We start from the raw sequence: 17251 nt of genomic DNA, 5'->3' as shown, positions 1-17251 counted from the left end.
CGCCCGAGTGGCCGCGGCTCCGACGGGGGTCGGGAACCGCAGGCCCGGGCAGGCCGGGGCGGGACCGGTTCGACCGGTCCCGCCCCGTTCACCGTGTGCGGGTCACTCCCACTCGATGGTGCCCGGCGGCTTGCTCGTCACGTCGATGACGACCCGGTTGACCTCGGACACCTCGTTGGTGATCCGGGTCGAGATCCGCTCGACGACGTCGTAGGGCAGCCGGGTCCAGTCCGCGGTCATGGCGTCCTCGCTGGACACCGGGCGCAGGACGATCGGGTGGCCGTAGGTGCGGCCGTCGCCCTGGACCCCGACGCTGCGGACGTCGGCGAGCAGCACCACCGGGCACTGCCAGATCTCGTGGTCGAGCCCGGCCGCGGTCAGCTCCTCGCGGGCGACGGCGTCGGCGGCGCGCAGCGTCTCCAGCCGGTCCCGGGTGACCTCGCCGATGATCCGGATGCCCAGGCCCGGGCCGGGGAACGGCTGGCGCGCGACGATGACCTCGGGCAGCCCCAGCTCGGCACCGACCATCCGGACCTCGTCCTTGAACAGCGCGCGCAGCGGCTCGACCAGGTCGAACTCGATGTCGTCGGGCAGCCCGCCGACGTTGTGGTGGCTCTTGATCACCGCGGTGCCGTCGCCACCGCCGGACTCGACGACGTCGGGGTAGAGGGTGCCCTGCACCAGGAAACCGACGTGGTGGTCGGCGACCACCTCGGCCGTGGCCGTCTCGAAGACGCGGATGAACTCCCGGCCGATGATCTTGCGCTTCTGCTCGGGGTCGGTGACCCCGGCCAGCGCGTCGAGGAACCGGTCGGCGGCCTCGGCGACGTGCAGTGTCGCACCGGTCGCGGCGACGAAGTCCTTCTCGACCTGCTCGCGTTCCCCGGAGCGCATCAGGCCGTGGTCGACGAACACGCAGGTCAGCCGGTCCCCGATGGCGCGCTGGACGAGAGCGGCCGCGACGGCGGAGTCGACCCCGCCGGACAGCCCGCAGATCGCCCGGCCGTCGCCCACCTGGGCCCGGATCGCCGCGACGGTGTCGTCGATGATCGAGGCCGTCGTCCAGGACGGCCGGATGCCGGCGACGTCGTGCAGGAACCGGCGAAGCACCTCCTGGCCGTGCGGGGAGTGCCCGACCTCCGGGTGGTACTGGACCCCGGCGAGGCGGCGCTCGCGGTTCTCGAACGCGGCGACCGCGACCCGGTCCGACGACGCCGTCACCGTGAAGCCCTCGGGTGCGGCGGTCACCGAGTCGCCGTGGCTCATCCACACCGGGTGCGTGCGGGGCAGCCCGTCGTGCAGCGTGCCGGGGGTGTCCGACAGCGCGATCTCGGTGCGGCCGTACTCACGGGTGCCGTCGTGCGCGACCTCGCCGCCGAGCGCGCGGGCCATCGCCTGGAAGCCGTAGCACATCCCGAACACCGGGACCCCGGCGTCGAACAGCGCGGGGTCGATCGCGGGGGCGCCGTCGGCGTAGACGCTGGCCGGGCCGCCGGAGAGGATCACGGCGGCGGGCTCGCGGGCGACGATCTCGGCCACCGGGGTGGAGGACGGGACGATCTCGGAGTACACGTCCGCCTCGCGCACCCGGCGGGCGATGAGCTGCGCGTACTGGGCGCCGTAGTCGACGACGAGGACGGTCGGGGTCTGCACGCGACCAGGGTAACGACGCGACGGAGGTCACCCGGGGGCCGTACCGCCGAGGCCGTGTCGGTTACGTCGGAAGGGCTGGTCGCCGGGGCCGCCCCGGGGGGAGCACCCGGCATTCGCGGCGAGGGCCGGCATCACACGACGACGCTGCGTCGCCGGGCTCAGCCCCGGTCCGCGTCGGCCAGGCGCCCGATGCCGTCCAGCACCAGCCCCAGGCCGAACTCCCAGTCACCCGCCGGATTGTCCTCCTCGAACCCGCCGGCGTCCCACAGCGTCCGCATGGTCGGGAACCGCTCGTCGGTGAAGAACCTCCCCCAGAATCCCGCCCGCGCCGCGTAGTAGTCGTCCTGACTCTCCCCGGTACGGGCCGACAGGCTGGTGTCGGTGATCACGCCGCGGGCGGCGCCGAAGACGTAGGACTCGATCAGGCCGGCCGAGTGGACGACGGTCCGCGCCCCGAGGCCGGTCAGCGAGACCACCCGGTAGAGGTCCTCCTGCACGTCGAGGACCCGTGGCCCCAGCGGCATCCGCCACAGGTTCGAGCTGATCATCCAGGGGTGCTCGCGGTACATCCGCCACGCCTCGTGGGCGTGGAACTCCGCCTGCGCGCGCCAGCCGAGGGCGCGGTCGGGCAGTTCCCGCACCCCCCAGGCCCGGTCGATCATGAGCTCGAACAGCTCGTCCCGGCCGGGAACGTAGGTGTAGAGGCTCATCGCCCCGACACCGAGTTCCTGCGCGACCTTGCGCATCGACAGCTCGTCGAGCGACCGGGCGGCCACGGTCATGCCCGCCGCGACGACCCGGTCGAGGGTCAGCTTCTGCCGCGGCCCGCGGCGCGGGGGCGGCGGCGGGTTCCAGAGCAGCTCGACCATGGCCTGCCCGGCGGGCGTGCCCCACTCCTGCTGTTCGGTCACCGGCCACCCTCACACTTCCTCTTCGTACGGCGTACCCTACTGAACCCGCCGCACGACGCCCGCGCTCCGTCGATCCCCTCCCGCTCCTCCTTCGCCCGGCGCTGCCCCTGCACGCTCGCCGGACGTGCGGGCGCGCACCCGATCGCGTGCGCGGTCACGCAATCGGTGAGCGTCCTCCCCGGGTGGGTCAGGGCTCGTGGCGGCCTGGGGAGCGGTGTGGGGGTGGCTGGACGGTGCCGAGCAAGGCGCGTAGGTCGGCTGCGCTCGCGGCGCGTCGTCGCAGGTCCACCGCCACCACCGGGGCGATGTCCCGCAACCGGCCCAGCACGGCGGGCTCGGCCAGGTCGTGCCGCCCGGCGACGCTGCCGGTGACGATCGCGTCCGGCCGCAGTGCGGCGACCGCCTGCGGGTCCGGGGCCCGGGCCTCGCCCACCGGGTCGACGCCGTCGAGCTCGCCCGCGCACCCCACGACGTCGGCCCCCAGCTCGACGAGCAACGCGCCGACGCCCGGATCGGCGGCGACCACCCGCCGGACGGGGCCGCGCAACGGCACCGGGGCCCCGGTGGCGTCGACGAACGCGCGCCCGCCACCCATGGCGGCCCCGGCTGTGGGTCGGCTCATCCGGCGGTCCTCCTCGGCCTCGGTGCGACAGCCGTCATCATGCCCGCGGGGGCCCGCACCCGAAACCGGATGGACCCCGTACCGGCGACGCGCCTACCGTCGGTGGACGTGACCAGTCCGTCCGAGACCCGGATCCGCCGCGCCATGAGCAACTGCTCCAAGGGCGAGGCGACCCGGATGATCCTGCCCCCGTGGGTCCGTGACCTGGACCTCGACCACCTGGCCGACGTGTACGGCTGGCGGGACCCGAAGGCCCCCGACCGCGGTGTCCTGCTCGTGCCGGCGCCGGGGGGTGTCACCGGCGTCGCGCTCCGGGCCACGTCGGGCGCGGCCCGCGCGGCGGCGATGTGCGCGCTCTGCCGGACGACGCACACGGTCGGCGGGGTGGCCCTGTTCGCGGCGGCCCGGCGCGGCGCCAAGGGGCGTCAGGGCGACACCGTCGGCACCTACATCTGCGCCGACCTCGCCTGCGCCGAGCACGTCCGGGTGGAGAAGGCGACCGCGGCGCTCAAGCCGACCCCCGGCACGACGGTCGACGAACGCCGGGCCGGCCTGCGCGAGCGCGCGACCGAGTTCGTCGCGGCCGTGCTCGGCGAGGTCCCGGTCACCTAGACCCGCAGGTTCAGCCCGACCCGCTGGAACTCCTTCAGGTCGGAGTACCCGGTCTTGGCCATCGCCCGGCGCAGCGCGCCGAACAGGTTGGTCGTGCCGTACGGGCTGTCCGTCGGGCCGAAGAGCACCTGCTCCAGGGACCGCCCGGACCGGGCGAGACCGGTGATCTCCGACCGCGGCAGCGACGGGTGCGCCGCCGAGGACGTCCAGTAGAGCCCGCCGGCCGGCGACTCGGTGGCCTCGGCGAGCTGCTCGCCCAGCATCACCGCGTCGGCGCCGCAGGCCACCGCCCTGGCGATGTCGCCGGACGTGCCGATGCCGCCGTCGGCGATCACGTGCACGTACCGGCCACCGGTCTCGTCGAGGTAGTCCCGGCGGGCCGCGGCGGAGTCGACGATCGCCGTGGCCATCGGCACGCCGACGCCGAGGACCTCGTCGGTCGTCGTCGAGGTGGACTGGCCGTACCCGACGATGACGCCGGCCGCGCCGGTCCGCATCAGGTGCAGCGCCGTGCGGTAGTCCCCGACACCACCGGCGACGACCGGGACGTCCAGGTCGGCGATGAAGTCCTTGAGGTTGAGCGGCTCGTCGTCGGAGACGTGCTCGGCGGAGACGATCGTCCCCTGCACCACGAGCACCTCCACACCGGCGGCCAGCAGCGCCGGAGTGAGCTCACGGGCGCGCTGCGGGCTGACCCGCGCGGCGACGGTGTGCCCGGACTCGCGCAGCGGGCGCAGCGCCTCGACGATCAGGTCCTCGCGGATCGGGGCCTGGTGCAGCTCCTGCAGCACGGCCACCGCGGAGTCCGGCTCGTCGCCGGTGGCGGCCTCGACCACCCGGGCCAGCGCGCCGTCGGCGTCACCGTGCCGGGCCCACAGGCCCTCGGCGTTCAGCACCGCCAGGCCGCCCAGCTCGGCCACCCGCGCCGCCGACGACGGCGAGACCACCGCGTCGGTCGGGTGGGTCACCAGCGGGATGTCGAACCGGTAGGCGTCCATCTGCCACGCCGTCGACACCGCCTTCGAGCTGCGGGTCCGCCGCGACGGCACGATCTCGATCTGGTCGAGGTCGTACGCACGACGGGCCTCCCGGCCCATCCCGATCTCCACGAGGTCACGCACGCCGCACAGCCTAGGCGGTGGGTCCGGCAGCGCTGTTCGGACCCGGGATGTGGGCGCCGGAACGGGCGGGATCGGGCACCCGACGGCAGGCCGGGCGCTACCGGGCCACCGGCGGGCCGAGAAGTCCGGTGAGGGCGGCTGCCAGCTCCGGTACCCCAGGAAACCGCCCCTCGGCCACCCCGACGACCAGGTCGAAGATCGGGTCGTCGTCCGCGTCCACGCGCACCCCGTTGAGCGCGAGGAAGGTCTCCGTCGCCAGCCAGCCGAGCCGCTTGTTCCCGTCGACCAGCGCGTGGTTGCGCACCAGGGACTCCAGGAGCGCGGCGGCCTTCTCCGCGAGGGTCGGGTACGCGTCGGCACCGAACACCGTGGCCCGCGGCCGGGCGACAGCAGACTCCAGGAGCCCGTAGTCACGGACCTGGACGTCGCCGTCGATCGCGGCCTCAGCGACTTGGAGGAGGGAGTCGAGCGTGAGGTACTCGGTCACGCCTCGCCCAGCCGGCGGAGCAGGTCACCGCGACGTGGGGCCAGCTCCGCCAGTACGTCGGCCACGCGGTCGTGATGACCGCGCCGCTCCAGGTACTCCCGGACCGCGGCCCGCGTGACCTCGCCCATCGAGCGACCCTCGATCCGGGCCCGGTCACGGAGCTGCTCGGTCTCGTCGTCCGAGAAGCGCACGTTCATCGCCATGCCGCGATGGTACCGAACTGGTACCGGTTACCGGGCGGCGTAGTTCGGCGCCTCCACCGTCATCGTGATGTCGTGCGGGTGGCTCTCCTTCAGCCCGGCCGCGGTGATCCGGACCAGCCGGGCCTGCTGCAGCTCGGCGATCGTCTGCGCCCCGACGTAGCCCATGCCCGAGCGGAGCCCGCCACCGAGCTGGTGCACCACCGACGACAGCGGCCCGCGGAACGGGATCCGCCCCTCGATGCCCTCCGGGACCAGCTTGTCCTCGCTCAGCACGTCGTCCTGGGCGTAGCGGTCCTTGGAGTAGGAGCGCCCGGACGCACCGGCGCGGCCCTGCATCGCACCGAGCGACCCCATGCCGCGGTAGGTCTTGAACTGCTTGCCGCCGACCAGCACGACCTCGCCCGGCGACTCCGCGGTGCCGGCCAGCAGCGAGCCCAGCATCACGGTGGACGCGCCGGCCGCGATGGCCTTCGCGACGTCGCCGGAGTACTGGATGCCGCCGTCGCCGATCACCGGGACACCGGCCGGGGCGCACGCCCTGGTCGCCTCGTAGATCGCGGTGATCTGCGGGGCGCCGACCCCGGCCACCACCCGCGTGGTGCAGATCGAGCCCGGGCCGACGCCGACCTTCACCGCGTCCGCGCCGGCCTCGACCAGCGCCCGGGCACCCTCGTAGGTGGCGACGTTCCCGCCGACGACGTCGACCTGGTCACCGGCCTCGGCGCGCAGCTTCGCGACGGTCTCCAGCACCCGGCGGGAGTGGCCGTGCGCGGTGTCCACCATGAGGACGTCGACCCCGGCCTCGACCAGCGCCATCGACCGGGCGTACGCGTCGTCCCCGACGCCGACCGCGGCCGCGACGACGAGGCGCCCGTCCGGGTCCTTGGTGGCGAGCGGGTACTGCTCGGTCTTGTTGAAGTCCTTGATCGTGATGAGGCCGCGCAGCACGCCGTCGCCGTCGACGATCGGCAGCTTCTCCAGCTTGTGCCGGCGCAGCAGCCCCAGCGCCGCCTCCGCGGTCACGCCGGCCTTCGCCGTCACCAGCGGGGCCCGGGTCATGACCTCGGAGACCGGACGGTCGGTGTCGATCTCGTACCGCATGTCACGGTTGGTGATGATCCCGATCAGCCGGCCGGACTCGTCGGTCACCGGGACGCCGGAGATCCGGAACTTGGCGCACAGCGCGTCCACGTCGGCGAGCGACGCGTCCGGCGCGCAGGTCACCGGGTCGGTCACCATCCCGGCCTCGGACCGCTTGACCACCTCGACCTGGGCCGCCTGGGCCTCCGGGGAGAGATTGCGGTGCAGTACCCCGAGTCCGCCGGCACGGGCCATCGCGATGGCCATCCGGGACTCGGTCACGGTGTCCATCGGGGACGACACGAGCGGCACCTGGACCCGCACCCGGCGGGTCACCTGGCTGGAGGTGTCGGCCGAGCTGGGAATCACGTCGGACTCCGCGGGCAGGAGCAGTACGTCGTCGAAGGTCAGTCCGAGCATCGCGAACTTGTCCGGCAGGCCGCCGATGTCGCTCGTCATCTCTACCGGGGCTCCCCTTGCGTTGCGGCTGTCGCGGCGGGCGCTCGCCGCAGGCCGTCATCCTACGTCCACCGCCGCGGGGTGGGCCGGGGCCCGACCCCCCGCCCGGGTACCGTGTACGCCGTGTCACCAGAGGCGCTGCCACCGGACCCGTTCGCCGGAGACCCGGATGACCCCGCGCGCTCGCTGGAGGCGCTCGACGAGCACCGGCACGACGGCTGGGCGGACTCCGGTGACCCCGACGCTCCCCCACTGACCGAGACCGACCGTGGCGAGATCCTGGCCGATCTCGCGGATCTCGCCGTCTACCAGGCGCTGCTGTCCGGCCGTGGCGTCCGCGGCATCGTCGTCGACTGCACGGACTGCGGCGAGCAGCACTTCCACGAGTGGAACCTGTTGCGCGCCAGCCTGCAGCAGCTGCTCGACGAGGGCCGGATGCGCCCGCACGAGCCGGCCTACGACCCGGACCCGGCGCACTACGTCACCTGGGAGTACTGCCGCGGTTTCGCCGACGCGACGCTGGCCGACGGCGGGCACTGACCCGCACGGCTCAGACCACGACGAGGAACACGGCGAAGGCCCCGGGGGACGTGTCCTCCGGGGCCTTCGCCGTGCTGCGTCAGTTCGTCGTGCTGGAGACCGCGCCGGACGTGGTCGACGACGTCGGCCCGGCCGACTCGTCGGCGCCGCCCTCACCGGACGCCGTCGGCGTGGCCGGGGTGGCCGGGGTGGTGCTCGGGTCCGGGGACCCCTCGGTGGTCGGCGAGGTCTCGGTCGGGCGGGTGGTGCCCGTCCTCGGGTCCTCGGAACCCTCGCCGGCCCCGGGATCGGACAGCATCCGCGGGTCGTTGCGGCTCGGGGACGTGCCCTCGGGCCTCGTGGTCCCGCTGGAGGACTCGCCACCGGAGGTCGAGGTACCCGACTCCGCCGGGCTGGGACGCGGCTCGGTGCGCCCCTCGTCCGGACGGCCCTCGGAGGTCACCGGGGGCGGCGGGGCCGGGGTGCCGTCGCGCAGCGGCGACCGGGGATCGATCGGCGTGCCCGGCGGGGTCTCGTCGACCTTCTTGGTCAGGAACCGGTTCTGCTGCTCGAAGTCGTCGCGCTGCTGCGGATCGGTCTGGCGCAGCAGCGGCTCCAGCGCGACCAGGTCCAGCCGGGCGCCCGCGGTGTCACCGGTGGCGAGCTTCGCGTTGACCCGCTCGATGCCCTCGCGCAGGTCCGCCGCGGCCTGCACCTGCTCGGCACGCTCGCTGTAGAGCACGCGGCTGACGCTCCACAGGCTGTCGCCCGGCTGCGCCTCGTAGGCGCTGATCGAGACGACGGCCAGCGCACACGCCGCGACCGCGGCCGCGGCCAGCAGCGGGCGCAGGAACGACACCTTCCGCACCGGCCGTGCGGGCTGCAGCATCGCGACGGCGTCGTCGGTGTCGACGAGGTCGGGCACCGGCTGCCGCTCGACGTCGTCCTTCCAGGACGAGAGCAGCGCCACCAGACGGTCGTCGACGTCGTAACCGCGGTTGCCGGGCCCGGACACGCCGAGGCCGGACGAGAGCGCGTTGATCAGCTCGTCGTCGGCCTGCAGCTCGACCAGGTCGACCGGGCCGTCGTCGTCGGCCGGGGCCGGCTCGAACGGACGACCGACCGCCGACGGCGACGTGTGCCCGTTGCGCACCGGCGGACGCTCGGGGCCGCCGGGGGGCCGGGGCACGCCGAACGGGCCGCGCGACACCGGCGCCCGGCCGGGGTCGCGGCCGTCGCCGGACGGTGGGGGGAAGCCCGGACCGTACGGACCCTGGTCACGCATCCCGGACCACCTCCTCACTCATGATTTTCCGCAGCCGGGTGAGCGCCCGGTGCTGTGCCACCCGGACGGCGCCCGGAGTGGAGCCGACGGCCGCCGCGGTCTCCTCCGCCGACAGCCCCACGACCACCTGCAACACGATGATCTCCCGATGTTTCTCCGGGAGGACCTCCAGCAGCCTGGACATCTCCTCGGACAGCTCGACCTGCAGCGCCCGGGCCTCGGGGCCCTCGGACACCTCGATCCGGTCCGGCACGTCGGCGACGGGCTCGGACCGGTTGCGGGACGCCGCCCGGTGCGCGTCGATCACCTTGTGCGACGCGATCCCGTAGACGAACGCCAGGAACGGGCGGCCCTGTACCCGGTAACCGGGCAACGCCGTGAGTACGGCCACACACACCTCCTGGGCGACGTCGTCCGCCGAGACGGATCCCCTGTCGGTCCCCAGCCGGGCGCGGCAGTAGCGCACGACGAGGGGCCGGACCACGGTGAGAACGCGCTCGACCGCGGATCGGTCGCCGGCCATCGCGGCTTGGATCCACTCGTCGGGTACGTCTCTTGATTCACTCATCGTGGGGAACCGCCCAGGCGTTACGAGGCTCCGTCAGTGTCATCCGATCGTGGAGGCAACCCACGTCGCGGCAGGTGGAGGCACAGCGCGTCCACCGTATCCGAGCGGCACGTGCCCGCGGGAGTTGCTCCATGCCGAGTCCGACGATCGTGCGGGGTGTCGGGTTGCCGGCGTGTCGGGTACGCGCGGTCACCAGACGACCACGGTCGGCCGACGGTCGCCGAGGCGCCCCGAGAGCGCACCGTCCGGCGCCGGCGAAGATCGTCGCTGGTGGGCGACCGATCGTCGACCGCCCGGCGCGGGTCTCGTCCGCTTCGGCGCCGGTGACGCGAAGGGTTCCGAGGGGCCTCAGTGACGATCGGGGCCGTCGAGACAGGAGGGACGGGAGTGACAGGAGTGACAGGAGGGCGTTGTTCCCGGTTCCCGGGCAACCGTTCGGCGCCACGAAGGGGATCGGGGCAACGGGGCCGCCCGTTGGTGCCGTACCCGAGTGGGGGACGCCCGCGGGCGTCCGCGACCGCTTCCGGACGGGCGGCACCGGTACCGGGCACCGCCGGGGCCGGGACCGCGGGGGACGGTCCGGCCCGGGGAGTCACCCGGCGCGACGCCGGGACCGGGTGGGCGATCTACCGCCGCGCACCGTGCGGTGCACGACCCGCGGCAGGTGGCCTCAGGAGACCAGGCCGCGCCGGAAACCGTGGGCGACGGCCTGCGCCCGGTCCCGGACGCCCAGCTTGCGGAACAACCGCCGGGCGTGGGTCTTGACGGTGTCCTCGGACAGGTAGAGCTCGCGCCCGATCTGGCCGTTGCTCTTGCCCTGGCTCATCCCGCGCAGGACCTGGAGCTCCCGCTCGGTGAGCTGGACACCGGGGTCGGTCGGCACCCGCGGGGTCGGCACCGAGGTGCTGGCCAGGGTGTGCGCGAGCGCGGCCACCAGCTCGGGACGCGAGGCGTCCCAGCGCAGGTAGCCACGTGCCCCGCCGGCGATGGCGGCGGCGATGCTGCCGGCGTCGTCCGGGGCACCGAAGACGATGACGTTCGCCTGCGGATGCGCCGCGACCAGGCGACGGGTCGCCTCGACTCCGGTCGGCACCGCACGCTGGGTCCCGACCAGGACCACGTCGACGGACTGGCGGGCGTAGCGAGCGAGCAGCTCGTCCCCGTGGGCGACGCAGTCGATGCGCTGGACCCCGGGGACCGCGGACATGACTCGGGTCAGACCCTCGCGGACGCTGCGACGATCGTCGCAGATGAGTACCGTCGTCACGACGATTCCTTCCTGCAGCTTCCTGCAGCCGGGTGATATTCACCCTCCGAATCGGCGGGTGACCCTCTCACCTTGACACGGTCGGGGCGATTTTGTGCCCTCCGTTCGGAACTTTGGCCCACCTGCTCAGCGTCATGTGGGTGAAGAGTCGCCGAATGGAGTAGTGGTCACGGTACATCGTCCGGACGTGTCTGCGGGCGCGAGTCCCGCAGCAGGTCCCGGCCGATGCCGTCACTTCGCGTATAGAGGACGCTCACCGTGTGCAATCCTGCATGTCGGCGACCCTCCGCATCCGTTCGGCGACTGCGCGTATCGAACCGTGACGATCCGGCGTGTCGCACTCGGGCGCCAGGGGGTACCGGTCTGCTCCATCCGTGGCGGCGCGCCAGATCGGCCGCCGCGAGCAGCGCCGGCCGGTGCAGCGGGAGTGCGGACCCGAGCGCGGCGAGCGCGACGGCGTCCAGCTCCGCGAGCACGGTGCCGGGGTCGGCCCCGGCGACCCCGGCGGACACCGCGCGCACCAGCCCGCTCTTGAGCAGGTGCCGCGCCGACCCGAGCGCGACGGCGCCGGCCACGGCCGCGTCCGCCGCGGCGAGCGCCCCGGCCGGGTCCCCGGCGACCAGCGCGGTCTCCGCGGCGACCCAGTCGTACCGGATCCGGCACCGGGTCCCGGCGGGACCGCACCACGGCTCGGCCCGGGCCAGCAGGGCCGCGGCGGTGCGGGCGTCGGCCCGGCCGACGGCGTCCGCCGCGAGCCCGGTCAGCGCGTCCCCGACGGCCGCCGTCGCCCCGGTCCCCCACGGCTGCCCGCGGTCCCCGGCGACCGGCCGGGCCAGGGCCAGGGCCGCCGCGTCGAGCGGCTCGGCGAGCCGGTGCCCGCCGAGCTGGCGCAGGTGCGATGCGCGGGTGACGCCGGCGTGCGCCCGCACGGCCGGGCCGACGCCGGGGTCCCGGCGCAGCCGGTCCAGCACCGCGGCGGCCGCCGCGTAGTGCCCGGTGCCGCCGAGCGCGACCGCGGCGGCCCAGCGCGTCGGCGCATCGGGGGAACGGGCGGCCCGGAACGCGGCCGCGGTCGTCGCGGCACCACTGAGCAGCTCGATCACCCGGGGTGACGAGCCAGGTACCGGATCCGGTTTCCGGACGTGCACGATCGTTCACCTCGAATCAGGTTTGCGCACGCCGAAGCCCGGGAATCTGGTCGGAGTCAAGCCCGAGGTCGACGGCAGGAGACGAACATGGCGGACATCCGGCGGCTTCCCGGCCCGGTCTCCGACATCTACGACTGGCAGATGGAGGGCGCCTGCCGCGGCATGGACAGCGCCTTCTTCTTCCACCCCGAGGGAGAGCGCGGCCCGGCCAGGGTCCGCCGTGAGGCCCGCGCCAAGCAGGTGTGCAACGACTGCCCGGTCGTGCGGCAGTGCCGCGAGCACGCGCTCGCCGTGCACGAGCCGTACGGGATCTGGGGCGGTCTGTCCGAGTCCGAACGCGACACGATCATCCGCGGCCCGCGCCGCACCCTGAAGGTCTCCGGCGACGCGCCGGTGCTGCCGGTGGAGAAGCTCGACATCGTCTGACCCTTCCCGGCGGGGACCTCGGCGCGACACCGCACCCCTGCGACACACGAACGGCGGGCGGCCCCAGTGGGGCCGCCCGCCGTTCGTCGTGCGGGTCGGAACTCAGTGCCCGTGCCCGTGGCCGTGGCCACCGGCGGCGGGAGCGGGCTCCTGCTCCGGCTTGTCCACGACGGCGCTCTCGGTGGTCAGCACCATGCGCGCGATGGACGCGGCGTTCTCGACGGCCGACCGGGTCACCTTGACCGGGTCGATGACGCCGTCGGCCGCCAGGTCGCCGTAGCTGCGGGTGGCCGAGTTGTACCCGGTGCCCCAGCCCTTCTCGGCGACCCGGGAGACCACGATGGCGCCCTCGTCGCCGCCGTTCTCGGCGATCCAGAACAGCGGTGCGGACAGCGCCTTGCGGACGATCGCGACGCCGGTCGCGGCGTCACCGGTCAGCCCGAGGCCACCGTCCAGCTCGGCCGCGGCGTGCACCAGCGACGAGCCGCCGCCCGGGACCATGCCCTCCTCGAGACCGGCGCGGGTGGCCGCGACGGCGTCCTCGATGCGGTGCTTGCGCTCCTTGAGCGCGGTCTCGGTCGCCGCACCGGCCTTGATGACCGCGACGCCGCCGGACAGCTTCGCCAGCCGCTCCTGCAGCTTCTCGCGGTCCCAGTCGGAGTCCGAGTCCTCGATCTCGCGCTTGAGCTGCGCGACGCGGCTCTCGACGTCGGCCTTGGCGCCGCCGCCCTCGACGATCGTGGTGTCGTCCTTGGTGACGACGACCCGGCGGGCCCGGCCGAGCAGCTCCAGCCCGGCCTCGTTCAGCTTCAGGCCGACCTCGGGGTTGATGACCTGGCCGCCGGTGGCGACCGCGAGGTCGTCCATGAACGCCTTGCGCCGGTCACCGAAGAACGGCGACTTCACCGCGGCGACCTTGACGGTCTTGCGGATCGAGTTGACGACCAGGGTGGACAGCGCCTCGCCCTCGACGTCCTCGGCGATGATCAGCAGCGGCCGGCCCTCGCCGAGCACCTTCTCCAGCAGCGGGAGCAGGTCCTGGATCGAACCGATCTTGTCCCGGTGCAGCAGGACGTAGGCGTCCTCGAGCACGGCCTCCATCGACTCGGAGTCGGTGACGAAGTACGGCGACAGGTAGCCCTTGTCGAACTGCAGGCCCTCGGTGATCTCCAGCTCGGTCGCGAGGGTGGAGCCCTCCTCGACCGTGATCACGCCGTCCTTGCCGACGGTGTCGATCGCCTGGGCGATCAGGTCACCGATCTCCTGCTCGCGGGAGGCGATCGCGCCGATCTGCGCGATGTGCTCCTTGCCGTCGACCGGGGTGGCCTTCGCCAGCAGCACCTCGGAGACCTTCTTGGCGGCGGCCTCGATGCCCTGCCCGAGCGCGGCCGGGCCGGCTCCGGCGGCGACGTTGCGCAGCCCCTCCTTGACCAGGGCCTGGGCGAGCACGGTGGCGGTGGTGGTGCCGTCACCCGCGACGTCGTTGGTCTTGGTCGCGACGGTCTTCGCCAGCTGGGCCCCGAGGTTCTCGTACGGGTCCTCGAGGTCGACCTCGCGGGCGATGGTCACGCCGTCGTTGGTGACGGTCGGACCGCCGAACTTCTTGTCGATGACGACGTGCCGGCCGCGCGGGCCGAGCGTCACCTTCACCGCGTCGGCGAGCTGGTTCACGCCGCGCTCGAGCGCGCGACGGGTGTCCTCGTCGAAGCTGATCTGCTTCGCCATCTGTCCTCTCTCAACTGCTCGTCGTGGGGAGAAAAGCGACCGCCCCGGTGTGGACCACCGTCCGGTGGTCCGCCCGGGGCGGTGCGCTCACGAGGTGCTCGAACGTCAGTTGACGACGGCCAGCACGTCGCGGGCGGAGAGGATCAGGTACTCCTCGCCGTTGTACTTGACCTCGGTGCCGCCGTACTTCGAGTAGATGACGACGTCGCCGACCGCGACGTCGAGCGGGACGCGGTTCCCGTTGTCGTCGACGCGACCCGGGCCCACGGCCAGGACCTTGCCCTCCTGGGGCTTCTCCTTGGCGGTGTCCGGGATCACGATGCCGGAGGCGGTGGTGGTCTCCGCCTCGCTGGCCTGGACGACGATCTTGTCCTCGAGCGGCTTGATGTTCGCCACGACGATGATCTCCCCTTCCTGGGGTGAATCCGGTATCACGGTTCTTGTCCGGTGTCAGCAGCGCGCGGGTGACGCCCTCCGTCCCGCCGTCGCGGGTGCCGGGACGGGTGGCGTGCGTCGCGCGCATTGGCACTCTACTCACGAGAGTGCCAGAAGCACGGCGGGGGCTCAACCGCTTCCGGTGGTTACCGGGGCCCGGCGAGCTCGATGATCCGCTCGGCGGCCGCGACCGGGATCCGGCGGCGCCCCCGCAGGTGCCGGAAGACCGGGGCCAGCACCGGGTCGGCGAGCAGCTCCGGCCGCGGCACCGGGTTCGCGATCGGGTGCACGACGACCGGCGCCCACCAGCCGCCGGCGGGGCGGGCACGGGCGCCGGCGAGCGCGTCCGCCAGTGCCACGACCCCGCCGCCGGGCCCCGTCCGGTAGACCACCATCCGGTCCCCCTCGGCGGTCGTGCGCAGGCAGCACGGCTCGGCGGGCGGGTCGGCCACCTCGGCGGCGTCCCACAGCAGGATCGCGCACGGCAGGGCCGGACGTCCGGGGGTGACGGGGAGCATCGCGTCCGGCCTACCCGCGGACGCGGTGCGGCAATCCTCGCGGAGCCCGGCGGGTCACCCGCCGCCCCGCGCCGGACGTGGGTGCGCCGGGCGGGCCGGTAGCGTCCCGGGGGTGACTGACCTGGTACTCGGGGCGAACGTGTTCGGCTGGACCGCGGACCGGGAGTCGTCCTTCGCCGTCCTCGACGCGTTCGTCGCCGCCGGCGGGACCCGGATCGACACCGCCGACTCCTACACGTGGCGCGCCCCCGGCAACTTCGGCGGCGAGTCGGAGACGATCCTCGGCGAGTGGATGGCCGCCCGCGGCAACCGGGACCGGCTGCACCTCGCCACGAAGGTCGGCTCCTGGCCGGAGCGCCCCGGGCTCGGGGCGGCGAACGTCGCGGCCGCGGCCCGGGACTCGCTGCGCCGCCTGGGCACCGACCGGATCGACCTCTACTACATCCACCGCGACGACCCGGACACCGCGCAGGAGGAGACCCTCGACGCCCTCGACGCGCTGGTCCGGGAGGGCCTGGTCCGCGAGACCGGGGCCTCGAACCTCGGCGTCGACCGGCTCCGCTCGGCGCTGGAGATCTCCGCGCGCGACGGGCTCACCGCGTTCACCGCGATCCAGCCGCACTACAACCTCATGGAGCGCGACGACGTCGAGGCCGCACTCGCGCCGCTCGCGGTCTCGGAGGGGCTGGCGCTGTACCCGTACTACGGGCTGGCCAGAGGCTTCCTGACCGGCAAGTACCGGCCGGACTCCCCGGTGCCCGACGGCCCGCGCGCCGAGGGGGCGGCGGCCTACCTGGACTCGCGCGGCCGCGCGGTGCTGGCCGGGCTGGACGAGATCGCCGCCGGGCACGAGGTGCCGGTCCCGGCCGTCGCGCTGGCCTGGCTGGCCGCGCAGCCCGGCGTCACCGCACCGATCGCGAGCGCCCGCAGCACCGGACAGCTGGCCGGGCTCCTGCCGATGCTGACGCTGCAGCTGACCGACGACGAGCTGCGCCTGCTGTCCTACCTGTCCGCGACGACCTGATCCCGGCCGGAGATCACCGGACGGCGTCGCGGCGCATCGTGTGCGCGTCGGCGCCGGAGGGGTGGTAGTAGCGCCTGCGCAGGCCGACGACGGTGAAGCCGTGCGCCTCGTAGAGCGTCCGGGCCGGGGTGTTGTCCGTCCGGACCTCCAGGAACACGGTGGCCCGCAGCTCGTCGGCGGCGTCCAGCAGCCGGCCGAGCAGCGCCCGGCCGATCCCGTGCCGCTGCCAGGCCGGGTCGACGCCGATCGTGTGCACCTCGGCCTCGGCCAGCGGCGGCCCGGCGACGACCGCCAGCCCCGCGTACCCGACGAGCTCGCCGCCGGCCCGGGCGCAGAAGTACAGCTGCCCGGTCGTGACGGCGTCCCGGAACGCCTGCGCGCTCCACGGGTCGTCGCCGGGGAACAGCAGGTGCTCCAGCTCGGCGCAGCGCTCGGCGTCGGCCCGGTACAGCGGGCCGATCGTCACCTCGGTCGTGCTCATGCGGTGACGCGCTTGCGCCCGGTCGGTTCGACCGCGTCCGGCCGGCGCAGGTAGAGCGGCTCCACCGGGGCCGGGGGACGCCCGGCGCGCAGCGCGGCCGCGGCCACCCCGACCAGGCCCCCGGGCGTCGGCGCGGCGGGCCCGCCGACCGGGACACCGAGCGGCCCGGCGAACCCCGGGTCCCCGACGACCGTGCCGACGGCCAGCTCCGGCAGCCGGGCGGCGAGCGCGGCGGGCGGCTCGACGGCGGGGCCGCTCAGCCGCCGGGCCGCGGGATCGTAGGCCGCCCAGTAGACCTCGCGGCGCCGCGCGTCCGTCACCACCAGCAGGTTGTCCGGGCCCGTCCGCGGGTCCGCGGCGCCGGGCTCGGCGATCCCGGCCGCGGCCAGCGCGATCGCGTCGTGCGAGCAGACGCCGTGCACCGGCGCGTCGAGGGCGTGCCCCAGCGCCAGCGCCGAGGCGATCCCGACCCGCAGCCCGGTGAACGGCCCCGGCCCCGCACCGACGACGACCGCGTCCACCTCCTGCAGCGCCCGCCCGGCCTCGGCGCAGAGCGCGCGGACGGCGGGCACGAGCAGCTCGCCGTGCTTGCGGCCGTCGTGCGCGCGGACGGCCAGCGCCGTCGCGGGACCGTCCGCGGGCAGCTCGACCAGTCCGGCGGTGACGACGGTCGTCGCGGTGTCCAGGGCCAGTACCAGCACGGTCGC

Annotated in this window: 20 protein-coding genes; 4 read left to right on the top strand and 16 right to left on the bottom strand. The window is 74.2% G+C overall.

Features of this window, described 5'->3' with window-relative positions; genetic code table 11:
- Window positions 1–102: 102 nt before the first annotated feature.
- The 3 genes from guaA to AFB00_RS15465 form a co-directional block, all read right to left on the bottom strand.
- The gene (gene guaA / locus AFB00_RS15475) at window positions 103–1653 is read right to left on the bottom strand and encodes a glutamine-hydrolyzing GMP synthase (RefSeq protein WP_068797829.1); all 1551 of its coding nucleotides are present in this window, start codon (window positions 1651–1653) and stop codon (window positions 103–105) included.
- A 158-nt stretch (window positions 1654–1811) separates the two neighbouring features.
- On the bottom strand, window positions 1812–2564 hold the full coding sequence (locus AFB00_RS15470; RefSeq protein WP_231973944.1) for a TetR/AcrR family transcriptional regulator: 753 nt from the start codon (window positions 2562–2564) through the stop codon (window positions 1812–1814).
- A gap of 187 nt (window positions 2565–2751) precedes the next feature.
- Window positions 2752–3186 carry a hypothetical protein gene (locus tag AFB00_RS15465; protein ID WP_156819550.1) on the bottom strand — a complete coding sequence of 145 codons (435 nt, stop codon included), beginning with the start codon at window positions 3184–3186 and terminating at the stop codon, window positions 2752–2754.
- A 108-nt stretch (window positions 3187–3294) separates the two neighbouring features.
- Here AFB00_RS15465 and AFB00_RS15460 point away from each other — a divergent pair, with 108 nt between their 5' ends.
- Window positions 3295–3798 carry an FBP domain-containing protein gene (locus tag AFB00_RS15460; RefSeq protein WP_083276047.1) on the top strand — a complete coding sequence of 168 codons (504 nt, stop codon included), beginning with the start codon at window positions 3295–3297 and terminating at the stop codon, window positions 3796–3798.
- On the opposite strand, the gene AFB00_RS15455 is transcribed toward AFB00_RS15460, so the two are convergent.
- The 4 genes from AFB00_RS15455 to guaB form a co-directional block, all read right to left on the bottom strand.
- Entirely contained in the window at window positions 3795–4919 is a 1125-nt protein-coding gene (locus AFB00_RS15455) for a GuaB3 family IMP dehydrogenase-related protein (protein WP_068797826.1), read from the bottom strand. The genes AFB00_RS15460 and AFB00_RS15455 overlap by 4 nt on opposite strands.
- Before the next feature lie 97 nt (window positions 4920–5016).
- On the bottom strand, window positions 5017–5406 hold the full coding sequence (locus AFB00_RS15450) for a type II toxin-antitoxin system death-on-curing family toxin (protein WP_068797825.1): 390 nt from the start codon (window positions 5404–5406) through the stop codon (window positions 5017–5019).
- Window positions 5403–5609: a ribbon-helix-helix protein, CopG family gene (locus AFB00_RS15445; RefSeq protein WP_083275551.1), complete on the bottom strand. Its 207-nt coding sequence runs from the start codon at window positions 5607–5609 to the stop codon at window positions 5403–5405. Before AFB00_RS15445 ends, AFB00_RS15450 begins: the two co-directional genes overlap by 4 nt.
- A 27-nt stretch (window positions 5610–5636) precedes the next feature.
- Window positions 5637–7148 (bottom strand): IMP dehydrogenase, encoded by a 1512-nt coding sequence (guaB, locus tag AFB00_RS15440; protein WP_068797824.1) that lies wholly within the window; start codon window positions 7146–7148, stop codon window positions 5637–5639.
- A 123-nt stretch (window positions 7149–7271) separates the two neighbouring features.
- On the opposite strand from guaB, the gene AFB00_RS15435 reads away from it, so the two are divergent.
- Window positions 7272–7688, top strand: a complete 417-nt coding sequence (locus tag AFB00_RS15435) for a DUF5319 domain-containing protein (protein ID WP_083276046.1) — start codon at window positions 7272–7274, stop codon at window positions 7686–7688.
- A gap of 79 nt (window positions 7689–7767) precedes the next feature.
- Here AFB00_RS15435 and AFB00_RS15430 read toward each other — a convergent pair whose 3' ends face one another.
- The 4 genes from AFB00_RS15430 to AFB00_RS15415 form a co-directional block, all read right to left on the bottom strand.
- Window positions 7768–8952 carry an anti-sigma-D factor RsdA gene (locus AFB00_RS15430; protein ID WP_068797822.1) on the bottom strand — a complete coding sequence of 395 codons (1185 nt, stop codon included), beginning with the start codon at window positions 8950–8952 and terminating at the stop codon, window positions 7768–7770.
- Entirely contained in the window at window positions 8945–9520 is a 576-nt protein-coding gene (locus AFB00_RS15425; protein ID WP_068797821.1) for a sigma-70 family RNA polymerase sigma factor, read from the bottom strand. The genes AFB00_RS15430 and AFB00_RS15425 overlap by 8 nt, the downstream gene beginning before the upstream one ends.
- A 670-nt stretch (window positions 9521–10190) precedes the next feature.
- Window positions 10191–10787: a response regulator transcription factor gene (locus AFB00_RS15420; RefSeq protein ID WP_010225624.1), complete on the bottom strand. Its 597-nt coding sequence runs from the start codon at window positions 10785–10787 to the stop codon at window positions 10191–10193.
- Between the two features lie 167 nt (window positions 10788–10954).
- Complete coding sequence (locus AFB00_RS15415; RefSeq protein ID WP_068797820.1) at window positions 10955–11890, bottom strand: hypothetical protein; 936 nt, start codon at window positions 11888–11890, stop codon at window positions 10955–10957.
- A gap of 132 nt (window positions 11891–12022) precedes the next feature.
- Here AFB00_RS15415 and AFB00_RS15410 point away from each other — a divergent pair, with 132 nt between their 5' ends.
- Window positions 12023–12361 (top strand): WhiB family transcriptional regulator, encoded by a 339-nt coding sequence (locus tag AFB00_RS15410; RefSeq protein ID WP_068797819.1) that lies wholly within the window; start codon window positions 12023–12025, stop codon window positions 12359–12361.
- A gap of 102 nt (window positions 12362–12463) precedes the next feature.
- On the opposite strand, the gene groL is transcribed toward AFB00_RS15410, so the two are convergent.
- From groL to AFB00_RS15395, 3 genes are all read right to left on the bottom strand, one after another.
- Entirely contained in the window at window positions 12464–14086 is a 1623-nt protein-coding gene (groL, locus tag AFB00_RS15405) for a chaperonin GroEL (protein WP_068797818.1), read from the bottom strand.
- 105 nt (window positions 14087–14191) lie between these two features.
- Window positions 14192–14482: a co-chaperone GroES gene (gene groES, locus AFB00_RS15400; protein WP_010225616.1), complete on the bottom strand. Its 291-nt coding sequence runs from the start codon at window positions 14480–14482 to the stop codon at window positions 14192–14194.
- Between the two features lie 185 nt (window positions 14483–14667).
- Window positions 14668–15039: a hypothetical protein gene (locus AFB00_RS15395; RefSeq protein WP_068797817.1), complete on the bottom strand. Its 372-nt coding sequence runs from the start codon at window positions 15037–15039 to the stop codon at window positions 14668–14670.
- A 112-nt stretch (window positions 15040–15151) separates the two neighbouring features.
- Between AFB00_RS15395 and AFB00_RS15390 the strand changes: the two genes are divergently transcribed.
- Window positions 15152–16063 (top strand): aldo/keto reductase, encoded by a 912-nt coding sequence (locus tag AFB00_RS15390; RefSeq protein WP_068797816.1) that lies wholly within the window; start codon window positions 15152–15154, stop codon window positions 16061–16063.
- A 13-nt stretch (window positions 16064–16076) separates the two neighbouring features.
- Here the strand turns inward: AFB00_RS15390 and rimI are convergent, their stop codons facing one another.
- Window positions 16077–16544 carry a ribosomal protein S18-alanine N-acetyltransferase gene (gene rimI / locus AFB00_RS15385; RefSeq protein WP_197519542.1) on the bottom strand — a complete coding sequence of 156 codons (468 nt, stop codon included), beginning with the start codon at window positions 16542–16544 and terminating at the stop codon, window positions 16077–16079.
- Window positions 16541–17245 carry a tRNA (adenosine(37)-N6)-threonylcarbamoyltransferase complex dimerization subunit type 1 TsaB gene (gene tsaB / locus AFB00_RS15380; protein ID WP_068797815.1) on the bottom strand — a complete coding sequence of 235 codons (705 nt, stop codon included), beginning with the start codon at window positions 17243–17245 and terminating at the stop codon, window positions 16541–16543. The genes rimI and tsaB overlap by 4 nt, the downstream gene beginning before the upstream one ends.
- Window positions 17246–17251 lie beyond the last annotated feature (6 nt).

The organism is Pseudonocardia sp. HH130630-07 (assembly GCF_001698125.1).
GTDB lineage: Bacteria > Actinomycetota > Actinomycetes > Mycobacteriales > Pseudonocardiaceae > Pseudonocardia.
The sequence above is the reverse complement of the archived record's forward strand: the minus strand, read 5'-3'. Positions and strand labels throughout refer to the sequence as shown.